At 59.7% G+C, this 19,384-nt stretch carries 13 protein-coding genes; 9 read left to right on the forward strand and 4 right to left on the reverse strand.

Annotation, left to right across the window (positions count from 1 at the left end):
* Nucleotides 1-64 precede the first annotated feature (64 nt).
* From HV782_RS22780 to HV782_RS22805, 6 genes are all read left to right on the forward strand, one after another.
* Complete coding sequence (locus HV782_RS22780; protein ID WP_367616126.1) at nt 65-2,761, forward strand: RHS repeat-associated core domain-containing protein; 2,697 nt, start codon at nt 65-67, stop codon at nt 2,759-2,761.
* 25 nt (nt 2,762-2,786) lie between these two features.
* Nucleotides 2,787-5,507, forward strand: coding sequence for an RHS repeat-associated core domain-containing protein (locus HV782_RS22785; RefSeq protein ID WP_217890329.1), 2,721 nt, complete (start codon nt 2,787-2,789; stop codon nt 5,505-5,507).
* Between the two features lie 69 nt (nt 5,508-5,576).
* Entirely contained in the window at nt 5,577-8,225 is a 2,649-nt protein-coding gene (locus HV782_RS22790) for an RHS repeat domain-containing protein (protein ID WP_217890330.1), read from the forward strand.
* 84 nt (nt 8,226-8,309) lie between these two features.
* A complete protein-coding gene (locus HV782_RS22795) occupies nt 8,310-10,070 on the forward strand; it encodes a sensor histidine kinase (RefSeq protein ID WP_186746799.1) in 1,761 nt (586 codons plus the stop codon).
* Nucleotides 10,070-11,398 carry a sigma-54-dependent transcriptional regulator gene (locus tag HV782_RS22800; protein WP_186746797.1) on the forward strand — a complete coding sequence of 443 codons (1,329 nt, stop codon included), beginning with the start codon at nt 10,070-10,072 and terminating at the stop codon, nt 11,396-11,398. Before HV782_RS22795 ends, HV782_RS22800 begins: the two co-directional genes overlap by 1 nt.
* A gap of 383 nt (nt 11,399-11,781) precedes the next feature.
* Nucleotides 11,782-13,101: an MFS transporter gene (locus HV782_RS22805; protein WP_123466343.1), complete on the forward strand. Its 1,320-nt coding sequence runs from the start codon at nt 11,782-11,784 to the stop codon at nt 13,099-13,101.
* Between the two features lie 150 nt (nt 13,102-13,251).
* Here HV782_RS22805 and HV782_RS22810 read toward each other — a convergent pair whose 3' ends face one another.
* Nucleotides 13,252-14,007, reverse strand: coding sequence for a COG4705 family protein (locus tag HV782_RS22810; RefSeq protein WP_186746795.1), 756 nt, complete (start codon nt 14,005-14,007; stop codon nt 13,252-13,254).
* A 342-nt stretch (nt 14,008-14,349) separates the two neighbouring features.
* On the opposite strand from HV782_RS22810, the gene HV782_RS22815 reads away from it, so the two are divergent.
* Both HV782_RS22815 and HV782_RS22820 read left to right on the forward strand, forming a co-directional pair.
* Nucleotides 14,350-14,751 (forward strand): hypothetical protein, encoded by a 402-nt coding sequence (locus HV782_RS22815; RefSeq protein WP_217890331.1) that lies wholly within the window; start codon nt 14,350-14,352, stop codon nt 14,749-14,751.
* Nucleotides 14,752-14,922: 171 nt separating this feature from the next.
* Complete coding sequence (locus tag HV782_RS22820) at nt 14,923-15,552, forward strand: flavin reductase family protein (RefSeq protein WP_186746791.1); 630 nt, start codon at nt 14,923-14,925, stop codon at nt 15,550-15,552.
* A 4-nt stretch (nt 15,553-15,556) separates the two neighbouring features.
* On the opposite strand, the gene HV782_RS22825 is transcribed toward HV782_RS22820, so the two are convergent.
* Together HV782_RS22825 and HV782_RS22830 are read right to left on the reverse strand one after the other, a co-directional pair.
* Complete coding sequence (locus tag HV782_RS22825; protein WP_123466359.1) at nt 15,557-15,799, reverse strand: hypothetical protein; 243 nt, start codon at nt 15,797-15,799, stop codon at nt 15,557-15,559.
* 43 nt (nt 15,800-15,842) lie between these two features.
* Entirely contained in the window at nt 15,843-16,196 is a 354-nt protein-coding gene (locus HV782_RS22830) for a putative quinol monooxygenase (RefSeq protein ID WP_123466335.1), read from the reverse strand.
* A gap of 338 nt (nt 16,197-16,534) precedes the next feature.
* On the opposite strand from HV782_RS22830, the gene HV782_RS22835 reads away from it, so the two are divergent.
* Entirely contained in the window at nt 16,535-17,464 is a 930-nt protein-coding gene (locus HV782_RS22835) for an AraC family transcriptional regulator (protein ID WP_123466332.1), read from the forward strand.
* Between the two features lie 860 nt (nt 17,465-18,324).
* Here HV782_RS22835 and HV782_RS22840 read toward each other — a convergent pair.
* Nucleotides 18,325-19,380, reverse strand: a complete 1,056-nt coding sequence (locus HV782_RS22840) for an ABC transporter ATP-binding protein (RefSeq protein WP_128614825.1) — start codon at nt 19,378-19,380, stop codon at nt 18,325-18,327.
* Between the last annotated feature and the right edge of the window lie 4 nt (nt 19,381-19,384).

Here is a 19,384-nt window from a genome sequence, read left to right on the forward strand (position 1 = left end):
CAATGTGCATCGACGCACGCCGGCGCTGGCCGTGAACGATGCTCGCGGCCTGCCGGTGCGACAGGTGGCCTACCTGCGCACGGTGGTGGATGACACGCCCGCAGCCTTGGCCAGCCGCCAGCATCACGACCCCGCAGGACGGCTGATCGAGCAATGGGATCCGCGCCTTTCAGTGCCCTGTCGGGTTTCGGTTCCCGGCCTCGACGGCTCAGCGCTCAAGTCCGACAGCGTCGACGCCGGCTGGCGCCTTCACCTGCCCGGTCTGGCCGGCGAGCCGTTGCAACGCTGGGACGAGCGCGGTACGCGTTGGCGCACGACCTTCGATGAGCAACTACGGGTGATCGCACTCAGCGAAAACGACGAGGCTGATGTCGATGTGTTTACCTACGCCGATGCCAGCGCCGATGCTGCTCACAATCGGCGCGGCCAGCTGCTGACACAAAAAGATCGCTCGGGCACGCTAAGCACGGACAGCTTCGCCCTCACCCGCCAGGCGCTGACGCAGACCCGGACCTTCGAGGATGGCGAAACCTTCACCAGTCAATGGCGGTTCAGCCCGCTCGGTGCGCTACTGGAGCAGACCGATGCCGGCGGCCATCGGCAACGCTCAAGCTACGGCCTGGCCGGACAGCTCAAACAAGTGCATCTGCGTGTCAGCGGCAAGACTGACTGGCAGCCGGTGTTGCTGGATATGCAGTACAACGCTGCCACGCAGATCATCGAGCAACTGGCCGGCAACCGGGTGCGCAGCCGCTGGACCTACGCCTTGGCGGACGGGCGTCTGCACACTCAGTCGAGCCGCAAGGAGGCCGGCGAGGTTCTACAGGACTTCGAATACTTTCACGACCGGGTCGGCAATATCAGCCGCATCGAAGATCACGCGTTCCAGCCCGTTTACTTCGCCAACCAGCTCGTCAATGGCCACCGTGATTTCAGCTACGACTCGCTCTATCGGTTGACTCGCGCCACGGGGTACGACGACGCCCCGCCCTCAGACATTCCCGGTCTGCCACAGCCGGGCGATCCGAACAATCGCCTCAACTACACCCAGACGTACCAGTATGACTGCGGCGGCAACCTCATCGAACTGCGCCATGCGCGGGCCACGAATGCCTACACCCGGACGATGCGCATCGACCCACAGAGCAATCGCGGGGTGCGCTGGAAACCGGGCGATCCGGAGCCGGTGTTCGATAGGCTGTTCGACGGCCATGGCAATCAACAAGCCGTGCAGCCCGGCCAGAACCTGCAATGGAATGTTCGCGACGAACTGCAACAGGTGATCCTGATCCCCCGCGAAAACCAGCGCAGTGACGCTGAGCACTACACCTACAGTCAGGGCGCGCGGGTGCTCAAATACCACGAGACTTTCACCGCAACCGCCGAACACTTTCAGCAGGTGCGCTACCTGCCAGGGCTGGAAATCCGCACCAGAGACAACGGTGAAGAGTTGCACGTCATCAGTCTCGTTCACGCGCGCTGCCTGCACTGGGCGCAGAAAAAGCCCAAAGACGCCGACGCCGACCAACTGCGTTACAGCCTCGACGATCACCTCGGTTCCTGTGTCATGGAACTCGATCAACAGGCCGGGCTGATCAACCACGAGGGCTATTACCCTTTTGGCGAAACGGCGTGGATGGTCGGCGAGCATGAGGTCGAGGTGAGCTACAAATTCATCCGTTATTCCGGCAAAGAAATGGATGTCAGCGGTTTGTACTACTACGGCGCGCGCTATTACGCGCCGTGGTTGCAGCGCTGGGTCAGTGCGGACACAGAGCAGGCAGATGGCCCGAATCTTTATGCGTTTGTGGGCAATAACCCGATGCGCTACATCGATCCTGACGGCAACGCGCGTGCGGAAACCCTGATTATGGTGACGTCGGAATTTATTTCAGTCATCAATGCTTATTCCACACAGGTAGTGGACCAGCTGCATAACATCCTCCATCCGCTTGGCCTCAACAGAACCATGGTACTGAGCCTGGTCGTCGAAACTGGGTATTGGTATACAGCCACCACAAAGGGTGGAAGTCTCGGCAGCGGATTTGTCGACGGCATTATTCCGCCTCCGACTGAAGTCGCCGCCTATCCGACGGTCGGGGGAGTTTCCGGCGGCAATGCCGCCGGCGATCTCGCAGCGAAAATGCTCGATCCGGTGACGGAAAGTGTCGGGATCAATTTAGGTCCACTGATTCCGCAGACCTCGCAAATGTCTGTCAGCGCCATTGACAAAAGTTTGGGCATTGACCGCCCTGTCAAAGAGATCGAATCGTGGAAAGACATAAAGAGCGAATTGATAAACCCGGCGCTCAACGCCGTACTCAACCCTGAGTTCCTCATCGGCAGGGTGCTTGGCGCAGCGATATCGATCGTCCCGCACTTTCTGAGTCTGTTTAAAAAAGCGCAGGATGCCGAGGACATCAAAAACCGGCTTGACCCAGCGAAAATCGAAAAAATCGAGAACATGCTTAATGAATGGAAAACCGCAGTAGAGCAACGCGCAGGCTGGGCAGAGAGCGCATTTGACGTGCTGGGCACTGACGTCATTTTGCCCGCCGAGATGCTGCCCAACGTGACCCATATGACCTCCGGGCAACGGTTGGCGCCGATCACTCGCGCGGGCATGCGCCAACAAACCAATGCCGCCTTGCGCCACATTTCACGCGCCCAGGCGATGGTCGGCTGGTACAAGGAAATGGGCACCACGGACAATCAGTTTTTGCTGAAGCAGGCGCGAGCCAACAAGAAAAAGGCGGCCTGATATGGCACTGTCCGAGCTTGCGAGGATGACCCCTTCAGTGCATTGGCATACGCCGACGCTGCGCGCCCATGACCCCAGAACGCTACCGGTCAGCGACGTCGCGTACTTGCGCAATGCGGCCGGTGATGACACTGAGCGCCAGACCACTCGCCGCCAGCACGACACTGCCGGGCGCCTGGTAAAACAGTGGGATCCGCGCTTGCCTGTGCCGTGCCTGACCACGGTTTACCGCCTCGACGGCGAGGCGCTGAAAACAGACAGCGTCGACGCCGGCTGGCGCCTGACCTTGCCGGGGCTTGCCGCCGAACCACTGCAGCGCTGGAGCGAACGCGGCGACCATTGGCGCACGACATTCGATGAACAACTGCGGGTGCTGGCGCTCGCCGAAAACGACCAGCCCGATGTCGATGTATTCATCTATGCCGACGCTACGGCTGACGCCGGACACAACCTGCGCGGCCAGTTACACACACTGAAGGATCGCTCGGGCACGCTGCACACAGGCAGCTTTGCCCTCAGCGGCCAGCCTCTGCAAGAGCGCCGTACCTTTCACGATGACCAGGCATTCACCCATGACCGGGTGCTCAGCCCGCTCGGCACGTTACTCGAACAGACCGACGCCGGCGGTCATCGGCAACGTTCCCGCTACGGCGTGGCCGGACAACTCAAACAGGTCCAGCTGCAACTGAAAAATCAAACCACATGGCTACCGGTACTGCTCGCTGCGCAATACAACGCGGCCGCACAGATCGTTGAGCAACGGGCCGGCAATGATGTCATCAGCCAGTGGATCTATGACCCTGCCGATGGCCGTCTGCGAAGACAATCGGCGCAGAAACAAGCACAGGCACCCCTGCAGGATTTCGTATACGTTTACGACGCCATGGGTAACATCACCCGCATCGACGACCACGCGTTTACCCCGAGTCATTTCGCCAATCAGCGCGTCGATGGCCGTCGCCATTTCAGCTACGACTCGCTGTATCGGCTGACCAGCGCGAGCGGCTACGACGATGGCCCGCTCACCGACATTCCCGGCCTGCCAACCCCGACCGATCCGATCAACCGCCTCAATTACACCCAGAGCTACCGGTACGACGCCGGTAACAACCTCATCGAACTCAAACATGTCCGGGCCGGTGCCAATCACACGCAACAGTTGAGCATTGATCCGCACAGCAACCGCGGCGTGCGCTGGGCGCCGGGGCAACCGGTTCCGGATTTCGACACACTGTTCGACCGCCATGGCAATCAGCAAGCCGTGCAACCGGGGCAAGCCCTGCACTGGAACGCGCGCGATGAATTGACCCGCGTCACCCTGATCCACCGCGAGGACGGTCGCCACGACGCCGAGCATTACCGCTACAGCCAGGGCCTGCGCGTGTTCAAGCGCCACCAGACTTACACGGCCAACACTGAGCACTTTCATCAAGTGCGCTACCTGCCGGGGCTGGAAATCCGCACCCGCGACAATGGCGAAGAACTGCACGTCATCAGCGTCGGTAACGCACGCTGCCTGCATTGGGCACAGAACAAGCCCAAAGGCGTCGACGACGATCAACTGCGCTATAGCCTCGACGACCATCTCGGCTCCTGCGTGATGGAACTCGATCAGCAGGCACAGATCATCAGCCACGAAGGGTATTACCCGTTTGGCGCCACCGCCTGGATGCTCAAGTACCCGGCAGACGGGATCGACTACAAAACCGTGCGTTACTCAGGCAAGGAGATGGATGTCAGTGGTTTGTATTACTACGGTGCGCGCTACTACGCGCCATGGCTGCAGCGCTGGCTCAGCGCCGATCCGGCGGGAGCCGTCGACGGGTTGAATCTGTATGGATTCGTCGGCAATAACCCGCTGGTCTTCATTGATAACGACGGCACCAGCAAAGACACGCCTGACAATGACCGACAGGACATCGAAGACTACACAAAAGTGCTGGATACCTTGGGAATCGAGATGCAGGCCATGGATGTTCAACTGAACAACCTGTTCAGCAACGCGAGTATCGGAAAACGCTTTGCGGTGAACACTGCCTATCACCTGACAAAAGCGGGTGCGAGTACAAGCGCTGCCGCTCTGGTTTCCAGTATTGCTCCCAACGTGCCTTTTGTCCCAACGATAGCCAGTACTATCGTGAGTAAAGTTGTGGAGAAGCTGAGTATTTACAAAAACTTCTCGACCCCCATTTTGCCTGACCCTCGGAAAATCAATCCAGAAAGCCTGCATACCGAAGCCACGGTGGGTGTATTGAACCGACCGCTGCAATTCGCCAAAAAATTTGTCATGGGTTACGACCCACGCAGCGGGCAGGGAAGAAAACAAATCGCTTCAGTCGTCACTTCAACAGCACTTGGGCACGTGGGCGTGCCCGCTGCAAGTGACCTGATGGCAATCGCCCAATCAGGGAGCGATGTCGCTGCCGCAGTGGTGGGCCTGCAAGACTCGACCATCGACGATTTAGAGCGAGGTCTCGGCCTGATTATCGACCTCCTGAATCAGGACCGAATTGAAGTCAACGCCGCGTTCGCTCGATTGGAGTTCAACGAATTCTATTCCGAAGGTGTTCTCGGATCATTGAATTACGCCTACGACATGCTCACAAAAAATGTTGGCACCAGCCAGGGCGGGATGATCCGTCGGGATGAGATTCAAGCGCAAATATCGGTACGAATCGCACAAGCCAATCGCAACCTTGAACTGATTGGAAGGTATCGCCAGTACAACGCACAACGAGCAGCCTAGAACACGGGGATCGCAGCCCCCACAACATCCGGGAGCAACGGCAGGCGAAGGGATTACTGGAACCAGCATATGAATAAAACACCGCACTTTCGTACGCCCGACCTGTACATCCATGATCCTCGGACCTTGCCGGTGAAGCGTGTAGCGTACTTTCGTCAGGTAGCGGATGGCGTAGTGGAACGTCTTGTTACCTGCCAGCACCACAATGCAGCGGGACAGTTAGTCGAACAGTGGGATCCGCGGCTACCGCGGGCTAGCCTCGTCACGTATTACAGCTTGCCCGGCACACCTTTGAAAATCGACAGCGTTGACGCCGGATGGCGTCTGCACCTTGCCGGGATGGCCGGTGAAGTGCTGGATCGCTGGGATGCACGCGGCAGTCATTGGCGCATGCGCTACGACCGTCAGTTGCGTGTCGTGGCGGTCGCAGAAAACGACGAGGTGGATGTCGAAATATTTACCTACGCCGATTCCACGGCTGACCCCGGGCACAATCTGCGCGGACAACGGCAGGAACAGACTGATCCGTCAGGCACACTGCGCCTGCCCAGCTACAGCTTGTCCGGTCAGGCACTGGAGCAAACCCGCCGCTTTCATGATGCCGAGGCATTCACCACGCGCCACGCCTTCAGCCCCTTGGGCGCAGCATTGGAGCAAATCGACGCCGCGGGTCACCGGCAACAATGGCGCTACGACCTCTCGGGGCAACTCAAACAGGTCCAGCTGCAACTGAAAGATCAAACCACATGGCGGCCGGTACTGCTCGCTGCGCAATACAACGCGGCTGCACAGATCGTTGAGCAACGGGGCGGCAATGATGTCATTTGCCAGTGGAGCTACGATCCTGCCGATGGCCGTCTGCGAAGACAATCGGCGCAGAAACAAGCGCAGGCGCCCCTGCAGGATTTCGAATACGTTTACGACGCCATGGGTAACATCACCCGCATCGACGACCACGCGTTTACCCCGAGTCATTTCGCCAATCAGCGCGTCGATGGCCGTCGCCATTTCAGCTACGACTCGCTGTATCGGCTGACCAGCGCCAGCGGCTACGACGATGGCCCGCTCACCGACATTCCCGGCCTGCCAACCCCGACCGATCCGATCAACCGCCTCAATTACACCCAGAGCTACCGGTACGACGCCGGTAACAACCTCATCGAACTCAAACATGTCCGGGCCGGCGCCAATCACACGCAACAGTTGAGCATTGACCCACACAGCAACCGCGGCGTGCGCTGGGCGCAGGGGCAACCGGTTCCGGATTTCGACACACTGTTCGACCGCCATGGCAATCAGCAAGCCGTGCAACCGGGGCAAGCCCTGCACTGGAACGCGCGCGATGAATTGACCAGCGTCACCCTGATCCACCGCGAGGACGGTCGCCACGACGCCGAGCATTACCGCTACAGCCAGGGCCTGCGCGTGTTCAAGCGCCACCAGACTTATACGGCCAACACTGAACACTTTCATCAAGTGCGCTACCTGCCGGGACTGGAAATCCGCACCCGCGACAATGGCGAAGAACTGCACGTCATCAGCGTCGGTAACGCACGCTGCCTGCATTGGGCACAGAACAAACCCAAGGGCGTCGACGACGATCAACTGCGCTACAGCCTCGACGACCACCTCGGCTCCTGCGTGATGGAACTCGATCAGCAGGCACAGATCATCAGCCACGAAGGGTATTACCCGTTTGGCGCCACCGCCTGGATGCTCAAGTACCCGGCAGACGGGATCGACTATAAAACCGTGCGTTACTCAGGCAAGGAGATGGATGTCAGCGGTTTGTATTACTACGGTGCGCGCTACTACGCGCCATGGCTGCAGCGCTGGCTCAGTGCCGATCCGGCGGGAGCCGTCGACGGGTTGAATCTGTATGGATTCGTCGGCAACAACCCGATTGTCCATGTCGACCAGACAGGCACGTCCAAAGTCATTTTCAACCTGGTCAAGAAAGCCGTCGGGCTATTCGATAAAGCCAAAACGGCGGCAGACCAGCTACACAATCTAACCCGCGAATTCGATGGCCTGGTTCCCGAAGGCGCCGACATTGAAGAACTGCGCAAGAGCATGACGTTCGGCAAGTTCATCAAGTCCAGGCCCGGCATCAAATCGGTCTTTTATGGAGTCGGCAAAGGTATCGCCATTGGCAGCGTCATCTGCACTGCGGTCCCTGGGATCGGCAATGCCATCGGTACAGGCGTCGGAGCGATCGTCGGTGCAATCGTTTTCCCGTTGCTGCGTTACCACTTTTTCAAGAAGGGTTTGAAACTGGCGCAAACGCTGCACACGCAGGAACTCAAGGATGGCCTCAATACAGCAGGCGAGACGGTGTCCAGCGTGGTCGACGGTGCAAAAGACCTGATCAACGGGGGGGCAGCCCTGATCGACGGCATCAAGAATTTCACCGACAACCTCAACACCTACGCGGCACCTGTTCAGGATCTGTTCTATGCGCAACTGAGGGCACTGGACGCTGAAAAGCAACGTCAGGTATTGAAGCTGGCGAGGACCGGTCTCGATCCGTTCGACGCCATCGACAAGGTCATGGAGACCGCTCAGGCGCTACTCGACGCTCCCGGCGCGGCAGTGGGCGTGAGCGAACGCCTGCAACAACTGGAGCGCTCGATCGCCGACGAACCGAGACCCAGACCCATCCCGAAACCCCGGTTGAATCTGCCACGCCGGCAAAGTCAGCTTGAAACGTTTGTGTGACCCGTATGGCCGGCGCGAACAGCGCGCCGGACCCGTCCGGCCCATGCTATCTTGCCCGCCCGACCTGCCATCCATCTGCCCAGCATGCTGCCGACTTCCCGTACCTTGCGTCTGTCGTTGTATACCCTGCTGATCATCGCCGGCGCGGCCATTGCCGCAACGCTTGCCATCCGCCACGCCGAGCGCCAGGCGCTGGAAGAAGACGCCGCCCGCGCCAATCAGCAACTGGTGCTCTACGCCAACTCGTTGCACACCCTGATCGACCGCTACCGTGCCCTGCCTGCGGTGCTGGCGCTGGATCCGCAGTTGCGTGCGGCGCTGGCCGGTCCCGTGGATGCCGAGGAACAATCGGCGCTGAATCTGAAACTGGAAAAGATCAACGGCGCGGCGCAGTCCTCGACCCTTGAACTGCTCGATCACACGGGCCTCGCCGTAGCGGCCAGCAACTGGCGTCTGCCGAGCAGTTACGTCGGTCACAACTACGGTTTCCGTCCTTACTTCAACCAGACCCGCACCCAGGGCAGCGGGCGCTTTTATGCGGTAGGCGTGACCAGCGGCATTCCCGGTTATTTCCTCTCCAGCGCCGTGCTGGGCGACAAGGACGAGTTCCTCGGGGCGATGGTGGTCAAGCTGGAATTCCCTGAACTTGAGCGCGAATGGAGTCAGGGCACAGACACCCTGCTGGTCAGCGATGCCCGCGGCATCGTCTTTATCGCCAACCAGCCCGGCTGGCGCTATCGCTCGTTGCGGACGTTGAACAGCGCCGATCTGGCCGAGATCAAGGCCACCCGTCAGTACGATAAACAGGCGCTCGTACCCTTGACGCATCTGTCGCTGCGGCGCTTCGATGACAACAGCGATCTGCGCCGGGTCGAAGGTCCGCAAGGCACTGCGGATTATCTCTGGGAATCGCTGCCGCTCAGCACCGAAGGCTGGACCCTGCATCTGTTGCGACGCCCGCAAGTGGCATTCGAAGACCTGCGCAACGCCGGCCTGGCCGCCGCCGGAGTGTGGCTGGCGCTGGTGTTTCTGCTGCTGTTCCTCAACCAGCGCTGGCGTCTGGCGAAGTTGCGCCAGCGCAGCCGTGAAGAGCTTGAACAGTTAGTCGAAGAGCGCACCCGAGACCTGCGCACCGCGCAAGAGGGGCTGGTGCAATCGGCGAAACTCGCCGCACTCGGGCAAATGTCCGCCGCCCTCGCCCACGAGATCAATCAGCCGCTGACCGCTCAGCGCATGCAACTGGCGACCCTGCGCCTGCTGCTCGATCATGGCCGCGTCGACGACGCCTACAAGGCGCTCAAACCGGTGGACGAGATGCTCACGCGCATGGCCGCCCTCACCGGGCACCTGAAAACCTTCGCGCGCAAAAGCCCAAGCGGGTTGCGCGAGCGGCTGGATCTGGCGACGGTGGTCGATCAGTCGCTGCAGTTGCTCGATGCGCGGCTGCGTGACGAACAGGTCAGCCTGGTGCTGCACCTGACCCGCCCGGCGTGGATGCGCGGCGATGCCATCCGTCTCGAACAGGTGCTGATCAACCTGCTGCGCAACGCCCTCGATGCAATGCACGGCAAACCGTGCAAGCGCCTGGAAATCCGCCTGCAAGCCGATGAACAGTTGTGGCGCTTGAGCGTGATCGACAACGGCGGCGGGATTGCCGAAGAACACCTGAGCCAGGTGTTCGATCCGTTCTTCACCACCAAACCGGTGGGCGACGGACTGGGGCTTGGACTGGCGGTCTCGTTTGCCATCGTGCATGAATCCGGCGGCCGCCTGAGCGTCGAGAATGGTGACAGTGGCGCGGTGTTCACCCTGACTTTGCCGATCGATCTGGAGGCGCATATCTGATGCTCAACTCAGTGATGGTGGTCGATGACGAAAGCAGCATTCGCAACGCCGTCGAACAGTGGCTGAGCCTGTCGGGATTCGACGTGCAGCTGTTCAGCCGCGCCGAAGAATGCCTCGCCGCCCTGCCCGCGCACTTTGCCGGGGTGATCCTCAGCGACGTGCGCATGCCCGGTATGGACGGCCTGGCGTTATTGGCCGACGTGCAGAAGCGCGATGCCGATCTGCCGGTGATTCTGCTCACGGGGCACGGCGATGTGCCCATGGCCGTCGAAGCGATGCGCGATGGCGCCTACGACTTTCTGGAGAAACCGTTCAGCCCGGAAACCCTGCTCGGCAGCCTGCGCCGCGCCTTGGAGAAACGTCGGCTGGTGCTGGAAAACCGCGCCCTGCACGAGCTGGCCGATCACCGCGCCCGACTCGACGCGACACTACTCGGCGTGTCCCGTGGCCTGCAGACCTTGCGTCGGCAAGTGCTGGAGCTGGCCGCGTTGCCGGTCAACGTGTTGATCCGTGGCGAGACTGGCAGCGGCAAGGAACTGGTTGCGCGTTGCCTGCATGATTTTGGCTCCCGAGCGGACAAACCCTTCGTCGCCCTCAATTGCGCGGCGATCCCTGAACAGTTGTTCGAGGCCGAACTGTTCGGCCACGAGAGCGGTGCCTTCACCGGTGCATCGGGCAAGCGCATCGGCAAACTCGAATACGCCGATGGCGGCACGCTGTTCCTCGATGAAATCGAAAGCATGCCGCTGGCCCAACAGGTGAAACTGTTGCGGGTGCTGCAGGAGCAGAAACTCGAACGCCTGGGCTCGAACCAGAGCATTCGCGTGGATCTGCGCATTGTCGCGGCGACCAAACCCGACCTGCTCGACGAAGCCCGGGCCGGACGTTTTCGGGAAGACCTGGCGTATCGCCTGAACGTCGCCGAACTGCGTTTACCGCCGTTGCGTGATCGTCGCGAAGACATTCCGTTGTTGTTCGACAACTTCGCCCAAAGCGCCGCGCAGCGCCTGGGGCGAACGTTTGCGCCATTGAGCGGCGCGCAGTTGAGTCACCTGCTCAGCCATGACTGGCCGGGGAATGTGCGCGAACTGGCCAACGTTGCCGAACGCCAGGTGCTGGGGCTGGATGAGCCGGTGCAAGGAATCGATCCGGGCCAGTCCCTCGCCGCGCAGCAGGAAGCGTTTGAAGCGCAGTGTCTGCGCGCGGCATTGACCCGGCATAGGGGCGATGTGAAAGCGGTGCTCGAAGAACTGCAACTGCCGCGCCGCACGTTCAATGAAAAGATGCAGCGACATGGGTTGAGCCGGGAGATGTTTTTGGCTGAATGAGGCTGGGTCGGGATTTTTGGTGTGGCCGGGATCCATCCCCCTCACCCCAGCCCTCTCCCCCAAGGGGTAGAGGGAAAGGGAGCCGATCTTTGTGCTATTCAAAACCTGAGTTCGACTCGATATCTCAGGCCGGTGCACCTCGAACAATCCACTCGGTCAGTTCCCTCTCCCTCCGGGAGAGGGCCAGGGTGAGGGGCTTCTGATCTTCGCCCCAATGAGCGGAAATCCGCTCATCAAACCAAATCTTTCGGCGATATCCCGCTCACTCAATCCCGTCACCCCCTCTAAACCGGCCCTCCCCCCGTTGGCACAGCTCCTGCTACAGCCCCCGCAGGCTGCGTTTCGACGCGCTCCACAAAAACAATTAAACGAAGGATCCTTCAATGGATAACTCCAACGCCCTGCCTCTTGGGTCGGCGGCCGTGCCGGCCAAAGAAAAAACCACAGCCAGCCGGATCAAATCGATCTTCAGCGGTTCTGTCGGCAACATGGTCGAGTGGTACGACTGGTATGTGTATGCCGCCTTCTCGCTGTACTTCGCCAAAACCTTTTTCCCCGCCGGTTCCTCCACCGCGCAACTGATGAACACCGCCGCGATCTTCGCCGTGGGTTTTCTGATGCGTCCGATCGGTGGCTGGCTGATGGGCCTGTACGCTGACAAGGTCGGCCGCAAGAAAGCCCTGATGGCCTCGGTCTACCTGATGTGCTTCGGCTCGCTGCTGATCGCCCTCAGCCCGAACTACGAAACCATCGGTATCGGCGCGCCGATCCTGCTGGTGTTCGCCCGTCTGCTGCAAGGCCTGTCGGTCGGTGGCGAATACGGCACCTCGGCGACCTATCTCTCGGAGATGGCGACCAAGGAACGTCGCGGCTTCTTCTCCAGTTTCCAGTACGTGACCCTGATCTCCGGCCAGCTCATCGCGCTGGGCGTGTTGATCGTGCTGCAGAACGTGCTGACCACCGAGCAACTGTACGCGTGGGGCTGGCGTATTCCGTTCGCCATCGGCGCGCTGTGTGCCATCGTGGCGCTGTATCTGCGTCGCGGCATGGAAGAAACCGAGTCGTTCACCAAGAAAGAAAAGTCCAAGGAAAGCGCGATGCGCACCTTGATGCGCCACCCGAAAGAGCTGTTGACCGTGGTCGGCCTGACCATGGGCGGCACCCTGGCGTTCTACACCTACACCACCTACATGCAGAAATACCTGGTGAACACCGTCGGCATGAGCATCTCCGACTCGACCACCATTTCTGCCGCCACGCTGTTCCTGTTCATGTGCCTGCAACCGATCATTGGCGGCCTGTCCGATAAAATCGGTCGGCGTCCGATCCTGATCGCCTTCGGCGTGTTGGGGACGATCTTCACCGTGCCGATCCTGATGACCTTGCACACGATTCAGAGCTGGTGGGGCGCGTTCTTCCTGATCATGGCGGCGCTGATCATCGTCAGCGGCTACACCTCGATCAACGCAGTGGTGAAAGCCGAATTGTTCCCGACCGAAATCCGCGCGCTGGGCGTTGGCCTGCCGTACGCACTGACCGTGTCGATCTTCGGCGGTACCGCCGAATACATCGCGCTGTGGTTCAAGAGCATCGGCATGGAGACCGGTTACTACTGGTACGTGACGGCGTGCATCGCGGTGTCGTTGCTGGTGTACATCACCATGAAAGACACCCAGAAGCACTCGCGGATCGTGACTGACTGACCGGTGTAGATTCAGTCACCATTGTGGTGATTGTTCTGGCCCCTTCGCGAGCAAGCTCGCTCCCACAGTGGTCGGTGGTGTTCACATATTCTGTGGGCACCCCATTACCCTGTGGGAGCGAGCTTGCTCGCGAATGAGGTCAACTCGGTATTAAGTCAACTCGGCAACCTGCTGCTTGCCATAGCGCTTCTGCGCATACGACGCCCCGACAATCATCACCAGAAGAATCCCCGCCAGCACCGCCGACGAACCGATGGTGCCAAAGTCCAGCCCGCCCTTCTCGTGGGACTTGGTCATCAAGTCACCCAAGGTCGCACCGAACGGCCGGGTCAGCACGAACGCCACCCAGAACAGCACCACCGTGGAAATCTTCGTGAAGTATTTCAGCAGCACGACCACGGCAATCGTCGAGCCGATCAGCAACGCGCCACCGGCAAACCCCAGGCCCGAATCATCTGCCAGGTAGTCACCGAGCGCAGTGCCGAGGGTGTTGGAGAACAAAATCGCCATCCAGTAGAACATCTCGCCACGGAAGGTCTGCACCTTGCTGACGTTGAGCGAATCACCGCTCAGGCGCCACGCGGCGAAGATCGCCAGCAGGATCGCAATCAGGATCATCGACCCGGTGGCATACCCCAACTCGAGGGTGCGGTCCATGAAGTCGGACATGGTGGTGCCGGCGGTGCTGGTGGACAGGATCACGATCCAGTACAGCAACGGCTTGTAGGTCTTGGCCATCAGTTGCGTAATCAGGGTCAGGACGAACACGCTGATCAGAATAAGCGAGCTGATGGCATAGCCGACATTGAGGGTCATCGACAGCAAATCCCCCGCAGTTTCCCCCAGGGTCGTCGCACAGATTTTCATGACCCAGAAGGCCAGGGTGATTTGAGGAAGTTTGTTCATTGCACGTAAGGCTCCAGTGTATGACGGCCGGTTCTTGGTTTTCTGGCCGGGGGCAGACTGGCGTTGCAGGGGTGAAAAAGCGGTCGGGAAAGTATGAAAAAACTGTCACACAGGGAAAAACAGCGATTAATCGCTGATTAATCCTGCCGCTGCATCCTGCAAACACCTGATCAATGACCTGCGCGACGCTCGCTTCGACGGCGAAAGCGATTTCGATGCGCCGGCCTTAATATCAACTTAATTGATTGTTTTTAGCATTAATTTGCGCTTTTTAATCAAATTAACTGGCGTAGCATGAAACCCATGCAAGACACACCCGCCAACGAATCTGGAGTAACCGACATGAAAACCCGACTGATCCTCGCCCTGACCCTGTCCGTACTGGCCGCCAATACCTTCGCTGCCGACGGTTCGGACAAAACCAAATCCGCCGATTTCATTTCCGGCGCCAGCGCCGCCATCGAAACCAGCCACTCGGGCACCTACGCCGCTGACGGTTCTGATAAAACCAGTCTTGGCAAAGCTGTGGCTGCCGACGGCTTCGACAAAACCGGTACCGCCAATGCCATCGCTGCCGATGGTTTCGACAAAACCGGCACCGCCAATGCCATCGCTGCCGATGGTTTCGACAAAACCGGCACCGCCAATGCCATCGCTGCCGATGGTTTCGACAAAACCGGCACCGCCAATGCCATCGCTGCCGATGGCTTCGACAAAACCGGTACTGCTGCAGCCATCAGCTGAATATCAGCAGTCCTCCAACAGCCCGGCTTCGGCCGGGCTTAGTCATTTCTGAAGCATCACAAACATCCCCTGCAGGCTCACGCCTACAGAGGATCAGCGTTTGACTGGAAATACGCGGTGCGCTCTTACACTATGGCGTCTTCAAGCATGCCCTCTTCAGGAACCCTCGCCATGTCCGATGACATCCACTTCTACGAACCCGCCAACGGCCACGGCCTGCCCCACGATCCGTTCAATGCCATCGTCGGCCCGCGCCCCATCGGCTGGATTTCTTCGCAGGATGCTCAGGGCCACTTGAACCTGGCGCCGTACAGCTTTTTCAACGCGTTCAACTACATCCCGCCGATCATTGGTTTTTCCAGCGTCGGGCGCAAAGACAGCCTGAACAACATCGAGCAGACCGGCGAGTTCGCCTGGAACCTCGCCACGCGCCCGTTGGCCGAGCAGATGAACCAGAGCTGCGCAATGGTCGCGCCGCAGGTCAACGAGTTTGAATTGGCGGGGCTGACGACGGTGGCATCAAAAGTGATTTCGGTGCCACGGGTCGCCGAAAGTCCAGTGTCCTTCGAGTGCAAGGTCACGCAGATCATTCAATTGCAGCGCGCCGACGGCGAAACCGTGCCGAGCTGGCTGATCCTTGGCGAAGTGGTCGCCGTGCATATCGCCAAGTGGCTGTTGAAGGACGGCATCTACGACACCGCCGCGGCAGAACCGATTCTGCGCGGCGGCGGACCAGCGGACTATTTTCAGTTGGGGCCTGAGGCTCTGTTCAAGATGTGGCGTCCAGGCGCCACCCAGTAACGCGTTACCAGACCAACTCGGCGTCAGCAGTGACGCCCTTGAGTTTATCCAGCTCATTGATAGCCGCCTCGTCGGCAGCGATGGCGCCGGGGAACACCTGATCACCCAGCAGTTTGTGAAAGCGTGGTGCACCGCCATCGACCAGGGCCTTGACCGCGATTGCCGCGTGATACCCCTTGTTGCCGCCCAACTCGACGGGGACGACTGCGGAGACTGCTTCGAAGTGTTCGAACTCTTTACGTGCCATGTCATACATCCCGGCTCAGACAAATAAGCCGGACATTAAACCCTCAACCGGCGAGTTTGTGTACCGGCACCGGGCACTGGCCAAGGGCTTGCGCGGCCGACACGTCCTTGAAGGTATGGAAATCCAGACTGTTGACCACCAGGTCCTGCACCAGCTCGGCGAAGATTTCCATCGACGGGCTGTTGAAATAGCGGGTCATCATTTGCTGGCTGCTCCAGAAACCGGAGACCAGCCACAACTCGGGATCACATTGCGAATGCTGCAAGGCAAAGCTCAGGCAACCGGGGGCGGCACGAGACGGCTCGATCAACGCGCTCAGGCGTACACCGAGTTCCGCCGAGCGTCCGGCGCGCGCTCGAACGAAGGCCATGTGACTGACGGGAATCTGCTTGGACATGTTCAACCCTCCCAGGGAGTCGCGTGGCAGCCAGCGGACGGGCTGCGACAGGATCAAAGGTTAAGCGCCGAACACACCGCGCCGTTAGTCGATTCCTGCCGCCCTGTTGCACAATCCTGCGAGACTGCACACAGGACTTGTAACAACCTGTGAAACCGCGTCACACGGTTGTCATACGGCGTATCAAGCAAGTTTGCCGCTCTGCATCCTGCTGTGACTGAGCATGCCGGCAAGCCAATGCAGAATCAGGCAAGCATTTGACAGGATGTGTCTACCGCTTGCGCTTGCACAAACTTAAGCTCTGCTCCATTCCATCTCCCTTGCCGAGGATGCCGTGCATGACGTCATTCGATCGTTTTCAAGCCCAGCCTGATGCCGACATGGAGAAACAGCGCGAAGAACTGGCGGCGATCATCCGCCGCAACACCACCGACGATGGCAGTTACCAGACCGCCGTCGGCTCGCTGTTCATGTCGCGCCATACCCAGTCCCACAACTTCGCTCCGGTGCTCGCGCAGCCGGCGCTGTGCATCATGGCGCAGGGGCGCAAAGAGGTGCGGCTGGCCGACGAGTACTTCAATTACGACCCGCTGAATTATCTGGTGGTCTCGGTCTCGATGCCACTGAGCGGGCGCGTGGTCAACGTTTCACCCGAAGAGCCGATCCTCGCCGTGCGCCTGGACATCGACCCGGCGGAAATCACCGCACTGATCGCCGATGCCGGCCCGATGGGCGTACCGACCCGGCCCACCGGGCGCGGTCTGTACGTCGAACGCATCGACGGCGCGATGCTTGACGCCGTGCTGCGCCTGGCCCGCTTGCTCGATGCACCGAAAGACATCGCCATGCTTGCACCGCTGATTCGCCGCGAGATTCTCTATCGTCTGCTGCGCAGTCCGCAGGGTCATCGTTTGTATGAGATCGCGATTGCCAACAGCCAGAGCCACCGCATCAGCCAGGCGATCAAATGGCTCAACGGCAATTTCGAGCAACCTTTGCGCATTGATGATCTGGCAAAAGAAGTGAACCTCAGCGTTTCGACCCTGCATCACCGCTTCAAGGCGATGACGGCGATGAGTCCGCTGCAGTATCAGAAGCAGTTGCGCCTGCAGGAAGCGCGGCGCCTGATGCTGGCCGAGGGTCTGGAAGCCTCGGCGGCAGGATATCGCGTGGGCTACGAGAGCCCGTCGCAGTTCAGCCGCGAGTACAGCCGCTTGTTTGGCGCGCCGCCGTTGCGGGATCTGGCGCGGTTGCGGCTTTCAGTGTGACCGTTAGAAGCCCCTCACCCTAACCCTCTCCCAGAGGGAGAGGGGACTGAATGGGGGATATTCGACAAGTACACCGACCTGAAAGTATTTCGCCGAATCCATCATCGACTGGATTTTTCAGGCCGACGGATAACGCCAGACACCTCGGTCGGCTCCCTCTCCCAGAGGGAGAGGACTGAATGGGGGATATTCAACAAGTACACCGACCTGAAAGTATTTTGCCGAATCCATAATCGACTGGATTTTTCAGGTCGACGGATAACGCCAGACACCTCGGTCGCCTCCCTCTCCCAGAGGGAGAGGGGACTGAATGGGGGATATTCAACAAGTACACCGACCTGAAAGTATTTTGCCGAATCCATAATCGACTGGATTTTCCAGGTCGATGGATAACGCCAGACACCTCGGTCGCCTCCCTCTCCCAGAGGGAGAGGGGACTGAATGGGGGATATTCGACAAGTACACCGACCTGAAAGTATTTTGCCGAATCCATCATCGACTGGATTTTTCAGGTCGATGGATAACGCCAGACACCTCGGTCGGCTCCCTCTCCCAGAGGGAGAGGGACTGAATGGGGGATATTCAACAAGTACACCGACCTGACAATGTTTTGCCGAATCCATCATCGACTGGATTTTCCAGGTCGATGGATAACGCCAGACACCTCGGTCGGCTCCCTCTCCCAGAGGGAGAGGACTGAATGGGGGATATTCAACAAGTACACCGACCTGAAAATGCTTTGCCGAATCCTTAATCGACTGGATTTTTCAGGTCGATGGATAACGCCAGACACCTCGGTCGGCTCCCTCTCCCCCCGGGAGAGGGCTGGGGTGAGGGGCGATTCGGAGTCAGACCTCGCTCTAAGCCCCCAACACCCGACAAGCCTCCACCGGCAACGTCACCGACACCGGATGCCCGATCCCCAAACCAATCCCCTGACACGGCGTGCTCAATGCCGTAAACGTCACCCCGGAACACTCCACCGTGGTCTCGATGGTCGCGCCGATATCACGCACGAACGTCACCTTGCCGAGCAGGCGATTGCCCGCCGTCGCCTGTGGTGCAGACAGTTGCAGGTCTTCGGGGCGAATCAGCATCTTCACCTTCTGCCCCACCACGATGCTGCTGCAGATCGGCACTTGCAGTGCATCGCCACCCGGCAGGCCGACTTTGCCATCGCCCAATGCCGTGGCCGGGAAGATGTTGCCCGAGCCAATGAAGTCAGCGACAAACTCGTTGGCCGGATGCCGATAGATTTCAATCGGCGTACCGACCTGCTGCACCTTGTGTTCACCCAGCACCACAACGATATCTGCCATGGTCATCGCCTCGCGCTGGTCGTGGGTGACCATGATCGTGGTGATGTTCAGGCGCTGTTGCAATTGGCGGATTTCCACCTGCATCGACTCACGCAGCTTGGCATCCAGCGCCGACAGCGGTTCGTCGAGCAAAAGAATTTTCGGCCGCGAGGCAATCGCCCGGGCAATCGCCACCCGCTGCCGCTGCCCCCCGGAAAGCTTCGCCACCGGACGGTTGATCATCGCTTGCAACTGGATCAACTCCAGCAACTCCACTACCCGCTTCTGCTGATCAGCCTTGCTGACGCCGCGCAATTTCAGCGGATAGGCGATGTTTTCACCGACGGTCATGTGCGGGAACAGCGCCAGCGACTGAAAGACCATGCCGAAGTTGCGCAGGTGCGCCGGGGTCTGGCCGATGTCCTCGCCGTCCAGGCGAATTTCGCCGCCGCTGAGGGTTTCCAGCCCGGCGATCATCCGCAGCAAAGTGGTTTTGCCGCAGCCCGACGGGCCGAGAAAACACACCAGTTTGCCTTCCGGCAAATGCAGGTTGACGTCTTGTACCGCGCACGCCGAGCCGTAGAATTTCTCGACGTTTTCCAGAATCAGACCAGTCATGTTG

The sequence above is a fragment of the Pseudomonas monsensis genome (assembly GCF_014268495.2).
Classification (GTDB): Bacteria; Pseudomonadota; Gammaproteobacteria; order Pseudomonadales; family Pseudomonadaceae; genus Aquipseudomonas; species Aquipseudomonas monsensis.